The sequence below is a fragment of the Qipengyuania rhodophyticola genome (assembly GCF_042493225.1).
Classification (GTDB): Bacteria; Pseudomonadota; Alphaproteobacteria; order Sphingomonadales; family Sphingomonadaceae; genus Erythrobacter.
The window spans coordinates 2,533,376-2,550,056 of sequence record NZ_CP170454.1; the positions used below are offsets into that span (position 1 = coordinate 2,533,376).

A 16,681-nucleotide genomic window follows, 5' to 3' on the forward strand; every position below is an offset into this window, starting at 1 on the left:
AGCGGCGACCGAGAAATAGGTTCAATCGTCCGGATAGATCCGGTTCATCGTTTCCCAATTGTCGGCAATCATCTCTTCCAGCACGGCCAAGTCGATATCGGCGAGCTTGTTTACGTACAGGCAGCTCTTGCCGCGCGAGTGTTTGCCAAGCCGCGTAAGCTGTTCGACGGTGCGCTTTTCAGTATCCTCGTCGCAATAACACCCCATCAGGTAGAATGAGTGCTTGGCTTTGCGCGGGCTAAAGCCTGTGCGCAGTGAATGGACATCGCGCCCACTCTCATACGTTGTGCTGTAGGAACCGTATCCGATAATGGTTGGCCCCCACATCTTCGCCTCTTTACCAGTGACCTTGCGAAACAACGCATCAAGAACTTTCGCATCCTCTCGCTTTCCCGCATACTCAATATCCTCGATAAACTCCGCTGGATTAACCTGCGTCGTCTGCGTCTTCGCCTCTGCCATACCGTCTTCCTCGACCGCATTTGATAGTATCTTTTAGCCGTGCATTGACTTGGCGAAAACCCCTGTCACATTCATGTGAGGTTTAGGGACGTAAATTGGGGAGCCCGGAGCAGTATGTGGTTGTTAGACAAGTTTCTTCGCAAGGCGATCATTCAGGGACAGCTCGTCATCACAGACTACGATGGCAAAGAATATACATATGGACCCGGGGGCACTGACTATCCACCTGAAGAAGGTGGGAAGCCTGGACCAGTACGTATTCGATTGACCAACAAAAAAGCCGCTAAGCATATCGCGCGCTACCCTCAAATGGGCGCTGGCGAGGCTTTCATGTGGGAATGGCTGGTGGTTGAAGAACCACATGACATTCGCGACATGATCCTATTCGTGACGATGAATGCCAAGCGCCTCGGTGAACGCTCTCTGCAAGCCAAGGGGCCTCTTCGCACGGTGGCACAAAAGGCAATCGCGGCGCTTGACGGGATCAATCTGCGTGGCAGTGCTCGCAAGAACGCCGAACACCATTATGACCTGACCCGCGAGCTTTATGAGCGCTTCCTCGATGAAGATCGCCAATACACAATGGCGTATTATCGCGAGGATGATCCGTCCAAAACAAGCCTCGAGCAGGCACAGATGGATAAGAAGGCGCATATTGCATCAAAGATGCGCATAGAGCCCGGAATGAAAGTGCTCGACATCGGCTGCGGCTGGGGCGGCTTCGCACTGTACCTGCACGAGATGTATGATGTTGAAGTGATTGGTGTCGCGCTGGCACCGGACCAAATCGAATGCTGTAAAGAGCGCGCCAAAGAGCTGGGTGTTGAAGACAAAGTTCAATTCGCGCTGATGGACTACCGCGATGTTGAGGGCGAGTTTGACCGCATCGTCAGCGTCGGCTTGCTCGAACATGTCGGCACCATGCACTATCCGCAGTTCTTTGAGCATACGCACCGCTTACTCAAGCCCGATGGCGTGATGGTCAGCCATTGCTGTGGGCGCGCCGGCCCGCCCGGCTATACTGATGCTTGGACCCGGAAATACATATTCCCAGGTGGGTACATCCCTGCCCTGAGCGAACTCGTGACTGAGAGCGAGAAGAATGGCTGGCAGGTGATGGATGTGGAGGCGATGCGCTTCCACTACTCCCACACATTGGAAGAATGGTACAATCGCACGGTTATGCACCGCGCGGAGATTGAGGCCATGTATGACGAACAATTCTATCGCATGTGGCTGTTCTATCTGGCGGGTGCTGAACAAAGCTTCCGCAATGGCACGATGGTCAATTGGCAAGTCCAATATGTCAAAGACAGGGCTGCTGTGCCGATGACGCGCGAATATATGCTCGAAGAATTGGCCCGCCTTCGTGAGAAAGGCAAAGTGCCTAGTTGGCGATTCGATCCTGGCCTGAAAGAAGCGGCCGAGTGATCCGAAGCTCTGACTGAGTAACGCTTTCACGGGTGCAAGCGAACAGCAGGGGCAATAAGACCAATTAATAGGTGACCCTTTGAGCAATTCACTGATCGACAAGTTTCTAGGCGCGGTAGTCAAGCAAGGCCGCTTGACCATCACCATGGCAAACGGTGCAGTTCATCAGATCGGATCCCCCACCCCGGGCTTCCCCGAAGTCAGCATCCGCCTGACCGACAGCAAGGTCGCGCGCGACGTATTGCTAGACCCGCGCCTTGGCGCAGGCGAAGCATATATGGACGGCCGCATTGTGATTGAGGAAGGCGATGTGATGCAGCTGGTTCAGCTGCTGCGCGCAAACAAGCCATGGGAGCGCGGCGGCAAACTCAAGGCCCCCTCTCCGCTCACTGGATTAAAGAACCGAGCGAAGTTCATTGCCACCTCTTTCAATGAGGCACGCTCTTCCAAACGGAATGTCGCGCATCACTATGACATCGGTAATGAACTCTATCATCTGATGCTCGACCCGGAGCACATGCAATATAGCTGCGCCTATTGGCCCGATGGTGCCGAGACACTGTCACAGGCACAAGAGGCCAAGCTTGCTCATATCGCGGCAAAACTGGCCTTGCGCGGCGGTGACCGCGTACTCGACATCGGATGCGGTTGGGGCGGCATGGCAATTTACCTCGCGAAGCACTTCAACGTTGAGGTTCACGGCATCACACTCAGCGAAGAGCAAATTGCGCTTGCCGTTGACCGAGCCGACAAAGCCGGCGTTTCTGACAAGGTCACTTTCGAGATCGTCGATTATCGCGATTTGGCGAAGCGCGGAGAGCGGTTTGACCGTATCGTCTCCGTTGGCATGTTCGAACATGTCGGCAGGCCTCAGTTTGAAACCTTCTTCCGTGCTTGCGCAAATCTGCTCACAGATGACGGTGTCATGCTGCTTCACACGATTGGGCGGTTCGGCTCACCCGGAAAAACCGACGCTTTCACGTCCAAGTACATCTTCCCTGGAGGGTATATCCCCGCCCTGAGCGAAACGCTCGCCGCGAGCGAGAAAAGCCGCTTGATCCACACTGATATCGAAACACTGCGACTGCACTATGCCCGCACTCTACGAGAGTGGTATGCACGCTGCGAAGCGAACCGCGATGCGATCATCGCCATGTTTGATGAGCGTTTCTATCGCATGTGGACGTTTTATCTCGCCGGTGCGACGGCCGCTTTTGAAAGCGGCGGCATGGGCAATTATCAGATCCAATTTGCGCGCAGCCGGCATGCACTGCCCATCACGCGCGGCTACCTTGAAGCGGAAGAGACTAGGCTCCTTACTACTTAGCTGCCCGCGTCTTCTTAGATGGCTTGTAAGCTGGACCAAAGCCCAGAAGCGCTGCCCCAATGAACGGTGCGGCGACCACCCAAAGACGAATGCCAGAGAGGCTGTCAGGGCTAGCGATCGTAACACCGGCGGTTGCTGCTAGGCCTGCGCAGATAAGAAATACGCCGGCAACGACCCGCGCTTTGGGCACGGTGCGTCCGCCCCTGATGGCTGTAAACGTGCGCTCATTCCGCGCAAAGATCGCGATCATCGGCAACAGGGCAAGAATGTAGATCCCAAGCCAAAGCGGGCGCGATGCCCACCATTCCCCGCTGCCAGGAACGGAGTCGAGCGCCGCACCGCCAAAGGCCAGCCATGTCACCGTCATGACCAGCACGAATGCGGTAAGATGCCACAGATAAACGGTCATAATCATCCCATTCATCAGCACAGTTGCGGTCCATATCGTGAGGTTATCGAGCATTTTGCGCCCCAATGGTTCAAGCGAAAGCACCAATCCCACTTGCACAATTCCTAAAGCGAACAGGGCCAATGTTGGGGGAAGAGAATTGGAAAATCCGCCCGGCGCGGACACCATCGACACAGGATAAAACCCGTAAACCGTGATCGAAATCAAGACGGCAAGTCCAATAGCAAAACAACCGAACGCAACCATCCGATTGTCAAAGCGCCCCGCCCGCCACGCATATCCCAGCTGGTGAATACCAAGAAACACCCACAGGAAATTGGTGAAATTGATCCACGGCACACCCACCGTGAAGGTGAGCCAGTCAGTCGTCATTGCAAGCGGAATGTAGATCGCAAAACTGGCCCAACCAAACCGTTCCCAAGCGCGGTGCGTAAGCGGCGTGCAGGCGGTCACCAGAAGGTACACCGCGAGGAACCAGACTGGAATAAGCGCCGCCTCGGTTGCCATACGGATCTGTTCGCGTGAAAGGCCGAGCTGAGTTAACGCCACCGCGAGCACTGCCCATAACAGCAACACTGGAAAGGTCGGTGCAATCAGGCGTTGTACGCGTGCTGCGAGCCAATCGCGATAAACGCCGGTCTGCCCTGCCTCCGCTTTGCGCAAAGTCGCACCCCAACTCACCCCGTTGGAATAACCGCCCACTAGGAAAAACACCGGCATCACCTGAAAACCCCAAGTCAGCCACTGAGTCCATTCCACGGTGCTCAGCAAGTCCTCGCGCAGCAATTCGCCTGACGCATCGACATAAAGCCCAGCCATCAGCCAATGGCCAAACACCACGGCGAGAATTGAAAGCGCACGCAGGAAATCGACCCAGCGATTGCGTTCTGGCGGCGCTTGCGATGCGAGATCGCGCGCCTTTTTCCACATCCCAGCCATCTAAAGCCCCCTCTGGCGTTCGCCTATATGTGAGGGCTTGCCAAATCCTTTCAAGCCTTACTTGCCTCCTGCAAAGCTGATCGCAATTGCGCTGCTACCCAACGCCTGTTAGCGGGCGCAGCAATTCTTGCTGGAGCAGTCATGTCTGACATTAAACGTGTAGTACTCGCCTATTCGGGCGGCCTCGATACCTCTGTAATCGCCAAATGGCTTGAGGTTGAGCGCGACCTAGAGGTCGTCACTTTCACCGCCGATCTCGGCCAAGGTGAAGAGATCGAGCCTGCTCGCACAAAGGCACGCGCGATGGGTATTCCGGATAAGCATATCTTTATCGAAGATCTGCGCGAGGAGTTTGTGCGCGATTTCGTATTCCCGATGATGCGTGCGAACGCGCGCTACGAGGGCGACTATCTGCTGGGAACGTCCATCGCGCGTCCACTTATTTCCAAACGCCTGATTGAGATTGCCGCGGAAACCGGTGCCGACGCGATTGCACATGGGGCGACTGGCAAAGGCAACGATCAGGTTCGCTTTGAGCTCTCGGCCTATGCCCTCAACCCAGACATTCACGTTATCGCACCATGGCGCGAGTGGGATCTGACAAGCCGCACAGCGCTGATCGCATGGGCCGAGGCGCATCAGATTGATGTGCCTAAAGATAAGCGCGGCGAGAGCCCCTTCTCCACCGATGCAAACCTGCTCCATACGTCTTCCGAAGGTAAGGTGCTGGAGGACCCTTGGGAGGAAACGCCGGACTATGTGTACTCTCGCACGGTCAATCCCGAGGACGCGCCCGAAACACCAGAATACATCACCATTTCATTTGAGCGCGGCGACGGTGTCGCAATCAATGGTGAGGCGATGAGCCCTGCGACTTTGCTTACCGCTCTCAATGATTATGGCCGCAAGCATGGCATTGGCCGACTTGACCTAGTTGAGAACCGCTTTGTCGGGATGAAGTCGCGCGGCATGTATGAGACACCTGGCGGCGAGATTTATGCGCGCGCGCATCGCGGGATTGAACAGCTCACGCTTGATCGCGGCGCCGCTCACCTCAAAGATGAGCTGATGCCGCGCTATGCCGAAATCATCTATAACGGTTTCTGGTTCGCGCCGGAGCGCGAGATGCTCCAAGCCGCCATCGATCATAGCCAGCGCGGCGTAACAGGCGATGTTCGCCTCAAGCTCTATAAGGGCAATGCGCAAGTCGTTGGACGGCGCGCGGACGTCAATTTCAATCTCTACAGCGAGGATGTGGTTACGTTTGAAGATGATGCCGGCGCGTATGATCAGAAGGACGCGGAGGGCTTTATCAAGCTCAATGCCTTGCGACTCAAGCTGCTCGCCAAGCGTGACGGTCGCTGAATCTTGTAAGATTCTTACGCGGTCCCGCAATGCAGCGATGGGATGCTGAGTTATCCACTCTCCTCCACAAGAGATTCCGCAAAAGGTGGATAAGTCGGGCTTGTCAGCCTTGAAAAATCGATTCTGAAAGCGCAATTTTAATTCATCGGAGCGGAGAGAAACGCTCTCAAATTTAAAGATCTAACGGTCTGAAAATAAGAGAGGATTTTTAGTCGCAAAGACGTTTTAAGATCTGTCCACGCATGTCGTGAGACTGACGGAGTAAAGGGTTTCGGCCCGGCACAAAGACAGTCGATGAAGGACAAGCGAAGGTATCTTGAAATGAGCAGGGCCAACCGGTCGGCTGCAACTGACAACGCGGGGAATATTCTTCGGAATGTACAACGCGAAATCGGAATTGCGCCGACCATTAAAGGAAGGTCAGGCTGCGGAGTAGCCAGATGAAGGTACGCTGCAACAGAGCAAAGAAGGTTTCGGCCAGACATGTTCGGTAACAGCAGGCTGGATGGCAACTTCGGATGCCGGTGCGAGCACCGGTGATAGAACTGGATGGAAAATCTTCGGATGGACCAGAAGGGAAAACATCGGATGCCAAGCGCACGTTTTCGGACATGCCCACGCATTGGTGAGAGTGGGGTCGGCAGAAATGCCGGCCCCATTTGCATTGTGTAGCAGAGTTTCACGCCGCTTCATTAGGTCGATCGCATCCTTGCTTTCAGGCTGTAAATTTCGCTGAGCCGTGACGAGATTGCGGCGACCTCCCCCAAACACCAGACTCGCTTTACCTTTTCGCGCTACCTATTGAGTCAGAGGGTGGAGGGTATCATGCGCATCAAAATAGGCGCCGTAATCGGGATAGGTGTGATGAGCTTGGGGGCGGTGCAGCTCAACGCGCAGGCATCTCAGGCCCTGCAAGAAGACGGAGCGCCAGATGCGCCTCCTTTTGACGACAGCTTTGCCGCTTTTCAGATTCTGCCTGGCGATGATGGTGTGGCTTCCGGCGCGGTCGACATCACCACGATCACTCCGCCCAGAGAGATCGAGCAATCGCCCACCATCCGCACCCTCGGCAATGGTGTCGCGTCGTATTACGGACGGCGGTTTCATGGCCGCCTGACCGCGAATGGCGAGCGTTTCAATATGAACGCGATGACCGCCGCGCATAAGACCCTACCCTTCGGCACGAAAGTCCGCGTAACCAACCCGCGAAATGGCAAGTCAGTTACGGTGCGCATCAATGATCGCGGGCCGTTTATCAAAGGGCGGACGATTGATCTGTCGCGCGGCGCCGCGCAGCGGATTGGGATGATCGCCAGCGGTCATGCGCGGGTGAAGATGGAGCTGGTGGAGTAGTCGCCAGACCAGCCCGTATTCCCCATGTTGCCGTTGCTGTGCGGCTCCCCCCTACTTTCCCAGCATCTCCTTAAGATACCCGCCAGTAAAGCTCCGATCATTTGTGTTCCGCAGCACCTCCGTACTGCGATCTCCTCGCGGCTTGCGGACAAGTCCGCGCCGCTGCGGGCGGGCGGTGGCCTTTGGCCGTCTTCGACTCCACCCTTGCGAGCTCTTGCGTTGAAAAACACCTCACTCAGCAGCCTCCTTCTACCGTTCGAGCATCGCCTTGAGATATTGCCCCGTAAAAGAGCGCGGAGCTTTCGCCACTTCCTCCGGCGTGCCCTCCGCGACCACTTCCCCGCCCCGAACCCCGCCTTCCGGGCCAAGGTCCAGAATATGATCCGCGGTCTTAATCACATCGAGGTTATGCTCGATCACCACCACGCTGTTCCCCTGATCCACCAGGCGGTGCAACACTTCCAACAGCTTGCGCACATCCTCAAAATGCAGGCCCGTCGTCGGCTCATCCAGAATATAGAGCGTCTGCCCCGTGCTGCGCTTGCTGAGTTCCTTCGCGAGCTTCACCCGCTGCGCCTCGCCGCCCGATAGGGTCGTCGCCTGCTGCCCGACCTTGACATAGCCCAGCCCCACCTCGTTCAGCATCGCCATCTTGTCGCGGATCGGCGGGACAGCCTTGAAGAAGCCCTCCGCATCCTCAATCGTCATGTCGAGCACGTCGGCGATGGAGAGCCCCTTGAATTTCACCTCCAGCGTCTCTCGATTATAGCGCCGCCCGCCGCATTCCTCGCAGGTGACATAGACATCGGGGAGGAAGTGCATCTCGATCTTGATGAGGCCGTCGCCCTTGCATTGTTCGCAGCGGCCGCCCTTCACATTGAAGCTGAACCGGCCGGGTTTGTAGCCGCGCGCCTGGCTTTCGGGAAGGCCCGCGAACCAGTCCCGGATATTGGTGAAGGCGCCGGTATAGGTCGCGGGGTTTGAGCGCGGGGTGCGGCCAATCGGCGATTGGTCGATCTCGATCACCTTGTCGCAATATTCGAGGCCCGTGACCTTCTCGTGCTTGCCCGCGATGATGCGCGCGCCGTTGAGCGTGCGGGCGGCGGCGGCGTAGAGCGTGTCGATGGTGAAGCTCGACTTGCCCGAGCCGGAGACGCCGGTGATGCAGGTGAAGGTGCCGAGCGGGATGCTGGCCGTGACATTGGTGAGGTTGTTCGCCTGCGCACCGTGGACGGTCAGCTTGTGGCCATTGCCTTTGCGGCGTGTGGCCGGGACGGCGATCTCGCGGCGCCCGGTGAGGTAGTCCGCCGTCATGGACTTCTTGGACTTCATGATCTGTTTGAGCGTGCCCTGCGCGACCACCTCGCCCCCGCGCACACCCGCGCCGGGGCCAAGGTCAACCACATGATCGGCCTGACGGATCGCATCCTCATCATGCTCGACCACGATCACGGTATTGCCGAGATCGCGCAACCGCTTCAATGTTTCGAGCAGGCGGTCATTGTCGCGCTGATGCAGGCCGATGCTGGGCTCGTCGAGCACATAGAGCACTCCGCTGAGGCCAGAGCCGATTTGCGATGCAAGGCGGATGCGCTGGCTCTCGCCTCCCGACAGTGTACCTGAAGTGCGGTCGAGGTTGAGATAATCGAGCCCAACATTATCGAGGAAGCCAAGCCGCTCGTTAATCTCTTTGAGGATCGCTTTGGCGATTTGCGACTGCTGCTCATTGAGGTGAGTGTCCAAATCGAGGAACCACGCCTTAGCATCAGCGACGCTCATCTTAACAGGCTCAGCAATATCGGTGGGGCCATTGGCGCTCGGGATCTTCACCGCCAGCGCTTTCTCATTGAGGCGTTTGCCGCCGCAACTCTCGCATGGCTGCGACGTCTGGAACTTGCCCAGCTCCTCGCGCATCCACGCGCTGTCGGTTTGCAGCATGCGGCGATTGAGATTGCCAATCACACCCTCAAACGGTTTGCGCACAGTGTATTCCTTGCGTCCATCCTTAAACGTCAGCTCAACCGGCATGCCGCCCGTGCCGTGCAGGATGATCAGCCGCTGATCCGGCTCCAGCTCGTTCCACGGCGTGTCGACGCTAAAGTCATAGGCGCGGCCAAGACTGGTCAGCACCTGCATGTAATAGGGGCTTGGCGGGTTAGACTTCGCCCAAGGCGCAATCGCCCCTTTCTTGAGCGTGAGCGCCTCATTCGGCACGACCAGCTGCTCATCGAAGAGCTGCTTCTCGCCAAGCCCGTCGCATGTCGCGCAGGCCCCTTGCGGCGCGTTAAACGAGAACAGGCGCGGCTCGATTTCCTCAATCGTGAAGCCGGATACGGGGCAGGCGAACTTTTCGGAGAACACGATGCGGTTGGCGGGGATACCTGCGCCCTTCATCGCGCCACCACCTTCGGCCTCATCCTCGCGGCCCGGCACGACGCCATCTGCCAAATCGACATAGGCGAGCCCCTCGGCCAGTTTCAGCGCCGTCTCAAAACTGTCGGCCAGCCGGGTTTGAATGCCCTCTTTGACGGCGATCCGGTCAACCACCACTTCGATGTCATGCTTGAATTTCTTGTCGAGCGCAGGCGCTTCCTCAATCGGATAGATCTCGCCGTCGATCCGCACACGGGTGAAGCCCGCCTTCTGCCACTCGGCCAGCTCTTTGCGATATTCACCCTTGCGTCCGCGCACCACCGGCGCGAGCAGATACAGCCGCTTGCCTTCCTCAAGCTCCATCACCCGGTCGACCATCTGGCTGACGGTCTGCGCACTGATCGGCTTGCCCGTCGCGGGGCTATACGGCACGCCAACCCGCGCCCACAAAAGACGCATGTAATCATAGATCTCGGTTACGGTCGCAACAGTCGAGCGCGGATTGCGGCTCGTCGTCTTCTGCTCAATCGAAATCGCCGGAGACAGACCATCGATATGCTCGACGTCCGGCTTCTGCATCATTTCGAGAAATTGCCGCGCATAGGCAGAAAGGCTCTCGACATAGCGCCGCTGCCCCTCGGCATAGATTGTATCGAAAGCAAGCGAGCTTTTGCCCGAGCCAGACAGGCCCGTGATCACGATCAGCGCGTCACGCGGCAGATCAATATCAACGCCTTTGAGATTATGTTCGCGGGCGCCTTTGACGCTTATCTTTGTGAGAGCCATGCAGATCCAATTGGGGACTAATGCGGGATGAGTCTAGAGGTGAATACACAGCCTAGCTCAAACCAATTTGTTCCGCAAATGTTCGCGCATAAACTATCCTGCTACGGCTCGGAAATCTTGGACAGATCGCAGGGCTACACACCAACCAATCAGAGCCGGGGGTTTAACCGCTCTCGGCTCTTGAAATGCAGGGTGCATCTGCAACGATGCGACCCGAGGGATTTTAGGGCAACTTGCCTTTTGATCTCCAACTTTATCCCCTGTCGCTAATCGGCGGGGGTTTTTTGTAGTTGTGGTTGATTATTGCGTGCTTGTGCAAGCGCATCGCTGAGATTGGTGTATAGGTAGGTACCAACCGCATAGCTTCCCACCAAGGTGAGAATAATGCCCATTTCCCGAAGCTCAGCCATGTCTTGCGTCAGCGCCTCACATTGAGAGGTGTCTATACCGCCATCCTCACACAGCATGTGGGGGTGGCAGCGCGGAAGGAACTTGTCAGGGATCATCATGTAACTATCCTTTCGAGGTGCGAAAGCTCGGCGTCCATCTCGATAAGGTACGGCGCGACGAATCCGGCGTAATCATGCTTGCGTTGCTGAGGCAGGTCTTTCCAGCCTGTGATTGACCGGCGGCAATTCCCTTGCCCACAACCGCACGGGCCGGCGAAATGTTCGATCCGATAGTTGCGCATTGCGTAGTCATATGTGGCTTCGTCTTCGGCAGCGATATTACACATCGCGACAATATTATGGCCTCCGGAATGGTTGAGCACGATGCCGCAATTCGGATCGCAAGAATGGTTGAACTTGGAACTCAATCCTGTGTGAAATCCAAAGCTGGTCTCGCTGATTTGCGAAGCATGCGAGTGATTGGTTATTGGCCTATCATCAAGCACGCCGACATAGAGAATGTCCCCTTTGCTGAATGATCCTAAGGCAAAGACGCCTTGACCGCGACCATCTGCAGTGCGTTCTTCGATAGCAGCTATCATGTGAGATTCCTCAGTCTGAAGTTGGGCGATAAGACAGTGAGCCAGCGGCCCTGATCTTTGCGAAAGGGTAGTGGGCGACGCCGAGTTTTTGTCGAGCTTCGTGAATCAAGTTCGCATGATGATCGACGCAGCCGTTCGGCGCAGGCCGAGATTCTGCCGTCGCAGCATTCATCAAAGCGATCTGGTGGTTATAAAGAAGTCTGTTGAGGCTCAAGTCGCTTTCTCCCTAATGCGGGAGCGCAATTGTCTCTCAGTCGAAAGGGCGCATAAACCGTGCTCTCGATGTTTATGAAATGGTGATGACCATCACGATTTACAAGTTGCTGGTCATAAGAAGTGGGCGGTTAATATTTACCACAATCCTTGCAGTCCGCTTTCACCCCCAAATCTAGACATCCCAAATTGAGGCAAGGTTCGTCCGCTTTCAGGGAAACAGATAATCAGCGCTAACAACGCACGGTATGCGTTCGAGAGCCGCAGCTGTGTGCTCTCCTGGATGTTCGCACCAAAATAGAAAGCAGAACGGCCAGTGGTACGCCCAATTTAAGCGCACATCGTTGGACTAAGCTCAACTACCTAAGCCGTAGACAACCACTCACCAATCAAGCTTTCGTATTTCTGATCACAGGATAGGTCTGAGGGGGCCAACTCGGTGATTAGAAACGTGAAAGATTTGTTTGCCTTGCGCTGGATGACAAGCGGCGCCTCCGACTATGATACTTCTTGGCGGTTAGAAGTTCTCAGGACGATGATCGACCGAGAAGCACGCGTTGCTGCTGCTCATTGGATAGCACTCCTAACTCTCGTTGTTGCGATCTTTTTGGTTGCCAACAAGGCTTCACTCATGGCCGCCTTTGGCTTTCGATTCGCATCGCTGGCCATAACCCGCCGAACAGCGGGCAACTTAAAGCAACTGCTTGAAGAGCGTGTCCCGACCGACCGCGGTGTTAGATTCATGTGCCTTGCAATGCTGCTCTCCGGAGCTAGCTGGGCGGCTTTGCTCCTGTCCCTGGACGTCTATGGCGACTCTGGAGCTGCGCGTATGGCCGTGGCGGGGGTGGTTCTCATCGGGGTGACACTCGTGACCATAACCTTCGGCGTGATCGCTGAAGCGATGATCGCATTCATTGGCTCGTTCATCCTGTCGATCAGCATTGGCAACCTCGCCATGGGCGCTCCAATGCCTTGGATGATGGTTGCTATCCTCATCCCATTGCTTATTGGGCCTGCAATTTTTAGCCTTGGTTGGGCAAAAAACATCAAGTCAGAAGCGAAGCTTAAGCTGGACCACCGGCAATTGAGCGCGCGCCTTCTGAACGCTCTAGAAGATGCGCACTATCTCGCTCATCATGATCCCTTGACTGGCCTTTCCAACCGCCGCGCGTTTTTCGCCGAATATGATGTCAATCTGCCTGAGGGTAACCTGCGGTCTTTCGTCACCATCGACCTCGACAATTTCAAGGAAGTCAATGACCAGCTGGGCCACAAAACGGGCGACGCATTACTGCTCAAAGTGGCGAGTGTGATGACCGATATTCGCGATGATTTGCCAGACGGACGCCATAGCTGCGTTCGCCTTGGTGGTGACGAATTTGTGCTGGTGCTTGATCAGCTAAGCAGCGCACAGGCACAATTGATTGCTGAGAAAGTTCGCGCACGGATCAAGCAGATCCCGGCGTCTTTCAACCCCTTCAAAGGCCGAAGCTCCGACATTCACTGCTCCGCTTCGATCGGGGTGGCGCAACAACATGCAGGTGAAGAATTGGACCAAGTCTTGAGCCGCTCAGACGACGCTATGTATATCTCCAAAAGCGCCGGCCGAAACCAAGTCACCTTAGCTGCGTGACCCGTCCTGCGAGCGCGAGAGGATTTGATCTCGCGCTCGCAATTTTCTTGCGTGCGTAATTTCGTTACGTTCGTAATTTTCTTGCGTTCCAGGGCAATGTCCGGTTCAACTCTCCTCAGGCAGAAACAAATGGCACGCTAGGTAGTTATACCAGCATTCGCCCGTCGCTAATCAACCGGAGAGAAACATGATGGCCCGCAATTTGGCCCAAATCCTTACCACCGTATCCGCAGCCGCGTTGCTCGCTGGTTGTGCCAGCTATTCAGGAGGAGGCAGCGTGGATCCCATCGCTGAAGCGCGCGCTGAGGCCGCATACGCCCCAGACATCCCCGAGGGCACCGGCTATTTCGCTAGTGACAGCACCCTGCCCTTCCTCACACCAGATTTTACCGCGATCGCTGAATCCGACTACATGCCAGCCTTTGAGCAGAGCATGGCGATCCACCAGGCAGAAGTGCAGGCGATTATCGACAATCCAGCTGCGCCGACATTCGAGAATACTATTGTCGAACTGGAAAAGTCGGGCCGGATGCTCGGCCGCGTCGCGCGCGTTTTCTTCGCGCTCGCTGGCTCCAACACAACTGATGGCATCGACGCAATCAATCGCGAAGTAGGCCCAAAACTGTCCGCACATTCGGATAGCATCACGCTGAACCCCGCTTTGTTTGAGCGGGTGAAGGCTGTCTATGACAAGCGCGCAAGCATGACGATGACTCGCGAAGACGCTAAGCTGCTCGAAGAAACATATAAGGGTATGGTCCATGCTGGCGCTCTGCTGACCGAAGAGCAGCGTGAGCAGGTGAAGGCGATCAACACACAGCTATCCACCCTAACCACCGAGTTTAGCCAGGCAGTGCGCGCGGCGACCAATGATCAGCCGCTGATCGTAGATACGCGTGAAGAGCTGGCTGGCATGTCCGATGCCGATATCGAGGCAGCGGCAGCTCTCGCGGCGGATAAGGGGCATGAAGGCAAGTTTGCCATCGCGCTGCAAAACACGACCCAGCAGCCACTTATCCCGGTGCTTGAGAACCGCGATGTGCGCGAGCGCCTGTTCAAGCTCAGCCACAACCGCGCTGATGGCACGAACCCAGAGCATGACACGCGCATGCTCTCGGCCAAAATCGCCAAACTGCGCGCGGAAAAAGCTGCGCTGTTTGGCGAGGAGGATTGGGCAAGTTACACCATGTATGACCGCATGGCGCAAAAGCCCGCCACAGCTCTCGAATTCATGGAGCAAATGGTTCCCGCCCTCGCCGCGACGCAGCGGCGCGAGGCTGAAATGCTGAATGCCGCGATCAAAGCCAATGGCGGCGATTACACCGTTAAGCCTTGGGACTGGTATCGCTACGCCAACAAGATCAAGGCCGAGCAGTACCAGCTCGATGAAGATGCCATGATGGAGTATTTCCAGCTCGATAAGGTGCTGGAAGACGGCGTCTTCTACATGGCTGAGAAGCTATACGGCCTGACCTTTGAGCGCCGCACCGACATTCCCGTCTATCACCCAGATGTTTGGGTCTATACCGTGTTTGAAGCGGATGGCAGCGAGCTCGGCCTCTTCTATTTCGACCCGTTCCAGCGCCCCAGCAAACGCGGCGGTGCGTGGATGAGCAACTTTGTTGACCAGAGCTATCTGTGGGGCACCAAGCCGGTGATCTACAATGTGCTCAACATCCCCAAGGCACCTGAGGGTGAAGTTCAACTGGTCAGCTATGACTGGGTCAACACAACCTTCCACGAATTTGGCCATGCACTGCACGGCTTCTTTGCGGATCAGAAGTATGAGAGCCTCTCAGGCACAGCCACGGCGCGCGACTTTGTCGAATATCCAAGCCAAGTGCACGAGATGTGGGCGACATATCCAGAAGTTCTCGCCAACTATGCCAAGCATTACGAGACCGGAGAGACGATCCCCGCTGAGATGATCGAGAAGATCGATGCGGCGTCGAAGTTCAATCAGGGTTATGACTTTGGTGAAGTGGTCGAGGCGGCATTGCTCGATATGAAGTGGAGCGCGCTGTCACCAGAAGAAGCCGCTGCACTCGACACGCCTGAAAAAGTCGATGAGTTTGAGCGCAAATCGCTCGAAGAACTCGGGCTCGAGATAGGCCTTGTTCCGCCGCGCTATCGCACGACCTATTTCAACCACATCTTCAGTTCACCGGCGGGCTATTCCGCTGGCTATTACAGCTATTTGTGGACTGAAATGCTCGACAAGGATTCGCGCCAGTGGTTCCTCGACAATGGCGGCCTGACCCGCGAAAATGGCGAGCATTATCGTAAAACCGTGCTCAGCCGCGGCGGAACGATGGACTATTTCGAGATGTATAAGACATTCGCAGGCCGAGAGCCTGACGTGCGCTACATGATCGAGAGCCGCGGCCTTGCAGCGAGCACGCAGCCATCGGACGCCCCCGCGACTATGGGCGGCGAATAAAGTCTAACTCACCAAAACGGTGAAATCATACGGCGGCCGGGGTTTGTAGCTCCGGCCGTTGTGCTTTGGGGATAACACTCGCACTGCACGGTCCACCATCCTCACCGCAGGCCAGCAATTCGACGAATTTCTCTGCATTAATAGCAACATCATCAGGGCCAATCTGATCGAATGGGTCCTCAAGATGACTCTGGATATTGTCTAGCCCGGTCAGGATAACCGCGAATAGCACCGGCATCACATAGGTCAGCACGGGCGCCTCATATTCGATGGCCTGATGCGCGAAATATGGACCATAAATGATTGGCAGGATGATGATAAAGAAGTCACTGAACGCGCTCAAAGTGCGCGGCGTGCGATATTGATAGACGTGCTTCACGCTTTCAAATGCGACGATCATCTTTGAAAGATACTGATTACAGCGTGAGCACTCACCCGAGGCGAGCCCCTCAGCGCGCATCCGCTTCACGAATTCGGACAGCTCGGAGAAGGAGGCATAGACTTGCTGCTCGTGCCGGGGCATGTCTTTCAGATCAGCTTTAAACAGATCGCGGCAACTCTTGAGAAGATGCACCAGCACCGCCTCGACATGTTGGAGACGGTCTTCGTTCTGCTCTGGCAACCAATCGCGCGCGGCGAAGTAAATCGCGCGGCCATGCGCCTTGATCGTACCATAATCGTCGAGTGACGCCTCACGCCGCTTGTAAGCATGCCCAATCGAGAACACGATCGGGAAAATCACCGCCGTTGAGATGATAGTCAGCGGATAGTCGGCGACCAAATTGAGCTTGAGCGAAAACCACGTCGCAAAAATCGCGAGAATGGCGATCCCCAGCGTCTTCCAATTTACAATCAGGCCAATCCGAGAAAATCGTTCGAACAACACGCGTGCCCCCATATTTGCGTGCTTGGCGCTCTAAATGGCAGGACTTGAGGTATGGTTAACGCAGTGTTTCGTC

General features: G+C 56.0%; 12 protein-coding genes. 6 read left to right on the forward strand and 6 right to left on the reverse strand.

Annotated features, from left to right (window positions below; genetic code table 11):
• Positions 1-21: 21 nt before the first annotated feature.
• Entirely contained in the window at positions 22-462 is a 441-nt protein-coding gene (locus ACFCXQ_RS12125; protein ID WP_379550915.1) for a DUF1801 domain-containing protein, read from the reverse strand.
• 114 nt (positions 463-576) lie between these two features.
• On the opposite strand from ACFCXQ_RS12125, the gene ACFCXQ_RS12130 reads away from it, so the two are divergent.
• Positions 577-1,893, forward strand: a complete 1,317-nt coding sequence (locus ACFCXQ_RS12130; protein ID WP_379550917.1) for a class I SAM-dependent methyltransferase — start codon at positions 577-579, stop codon at positions 1,891-1,893.
• Positions 1,894-1,972: 79 nt separating this feature from the next.
• Positions 1,973-3,220, forward strand: coding sequence for a class I SAM-dependent methyltransferase (locus ACFCXQ_RS12135; RefSeq protein WP_379550919.1), 1,248 nt, complete (start codon positions 1,973-1,975; stop codon positions 3,218-3,220).
• Here the strand turns inward: ACFCXQ_RS12135 and ACFCXQ_RS12140 are convergent.
• Positions 3,213-4,568: an acyltransferase family protein gene (locus ACFCXQ_RS12140; RefSeq protein ID WP_379550921.1), complete on the reverse strand. Its 1,356-nt coding sequence runs from the start codon at positions 4,566-4,568 to the stop codon at positions 3,213-3,215. The genes ACFCXQ_RS12135 and ACFCXQ_RS12140 overlap by 8 nt on opposite strands.
• Positions 4,569-4,709: 141 nt before the next feature.
• Here ACFCXQ_RS12140 and ACFCXQ_RS12145 point away from each other — a divergent pair, with 141 nt between their 5' ends.
• The gene (locus tag ACFCXQ_RS12145) at positions 4,710-5,933 is read left to right on the forward strand and encodes an argininosuccinate synthase (RefSeq protein WP_379550923.1); all 1,224 of its coding nucleotides are present in this window, start codon (positions 4,710-4,712) and stop codon (positions 5,931-5,933) included.
• An 825-nt stretch (positions 5,934-6,758) separates the two neighbouring features.
• A complete protein-coding gene (locus ACFCXQ_RS12150) occupies positions 6,759-7,286 on the forward strand; it encodes a septal ring lytic transglycosylase RlpA family protein (RefSeq protein ID WP_379550925.1) in 528 nt (175 codons plus the stop codon).
• 249 nt (positions 7,287-7,535) lie between these two features.
• Here ACFCXQ_RS12150 and uvrA read toward each other — a convergent pair whose 3' ends face one another.
• From uvrA to ACFCXQ_RS12165, 3 genes are all read right to left on the reverse strand, one after another.
• The gene (gene uvrA / locus ACFCXQ_RS12155) at positions 7,536-10,445 is read right to left on the reverse strand and encodes an excinuclease ABC subunit UvrA (protein ID WP_379550927.1); all 2,910 of its coding nucleotides are present in this window, start codon (positions 10,443-10,445) and stop codon (positions 7,536-7,538) included.
• Between the two features lie 266 nt (positions 10,446-10,711).
• Positions 10,712-10,954 carry a hypothetical protein gene (locus tag ACFCXQ_RS12160; RefSeq protein ID WP_379550929.1) on the reverse strand — a complete coding sequence of 81 codons (243 nt, stop codon included), beginning with the start codon at positions 10,952-10,954 and terminating at the stop codon, positions 10,712-10,714.
• The gene (locus ACFCXQ_RS12165) at positions 10,951-11,436 is read right to left on the reverse strand and encodes an SET domain-containing protein-lysine N-methyltransferase (protein WP_379550931.1); all 486 of its coding nucleotides are present in this window, start codon (positions 11,434-11,436) and stop codon (positions 10,951-10,953) included. Before ACFCXQ_RS12165 ends, ACFCXQ_RS12160 begins: the two co-directional genes overlap by 4 nt.
• Positions 11,437-12,403: 967 nt before the next feature.
• Here ACFCXQ_RS12165 and ACFCXQ_RS12170 point away from each other — a divergent pair.
• Together ACFCXQ_RS12170 and ACFCXQ_RS12175 are read left to right on the forward strand one after the other, a co-directional pair.
• Positions 12,404-13,282: a GGDEF domain-containing protein gene (locus ACFCXQ_RS12170; RefSeq protein WP_379550933.1), complete on the forward strand. Its 879-nt coding sequence runs from the start codon at positions 12,404-12,406 to the stop codon at positions 13,280-13,282.
• A gap of 187 nt (positions 13,283-13,469) precedes the next feature.
• Positions 13,470-15,722, forward strand: coding sequence for a M3 family metallopeptidase (locus ACFCXQ_RS12175; protein ID WP_379550935.1), 2,253 nt, complete (start codon positions 13,470-13,472; stop codon positions 15,720-15,722).
• A gap of 25 nt (positions 15,723-15,747) precedes the next feature.
• Here the strand turns inward: ACFCXQ_RS12175 and ACFCXQ_RS12180 are convergent, their stop codons facing one another.
• Complete coding sequence (locus ACFCXQ_RS12180; protein ID WP_379550937.1) at positions 15,748-16,620, reverse strand: hypothetical protein; 873 nt, start codon at positions 16,618-16,620, stop codon at positions 15,748-15,750.
• Positions 16,621-16,681: the final 61 nt, after the last annotated feature.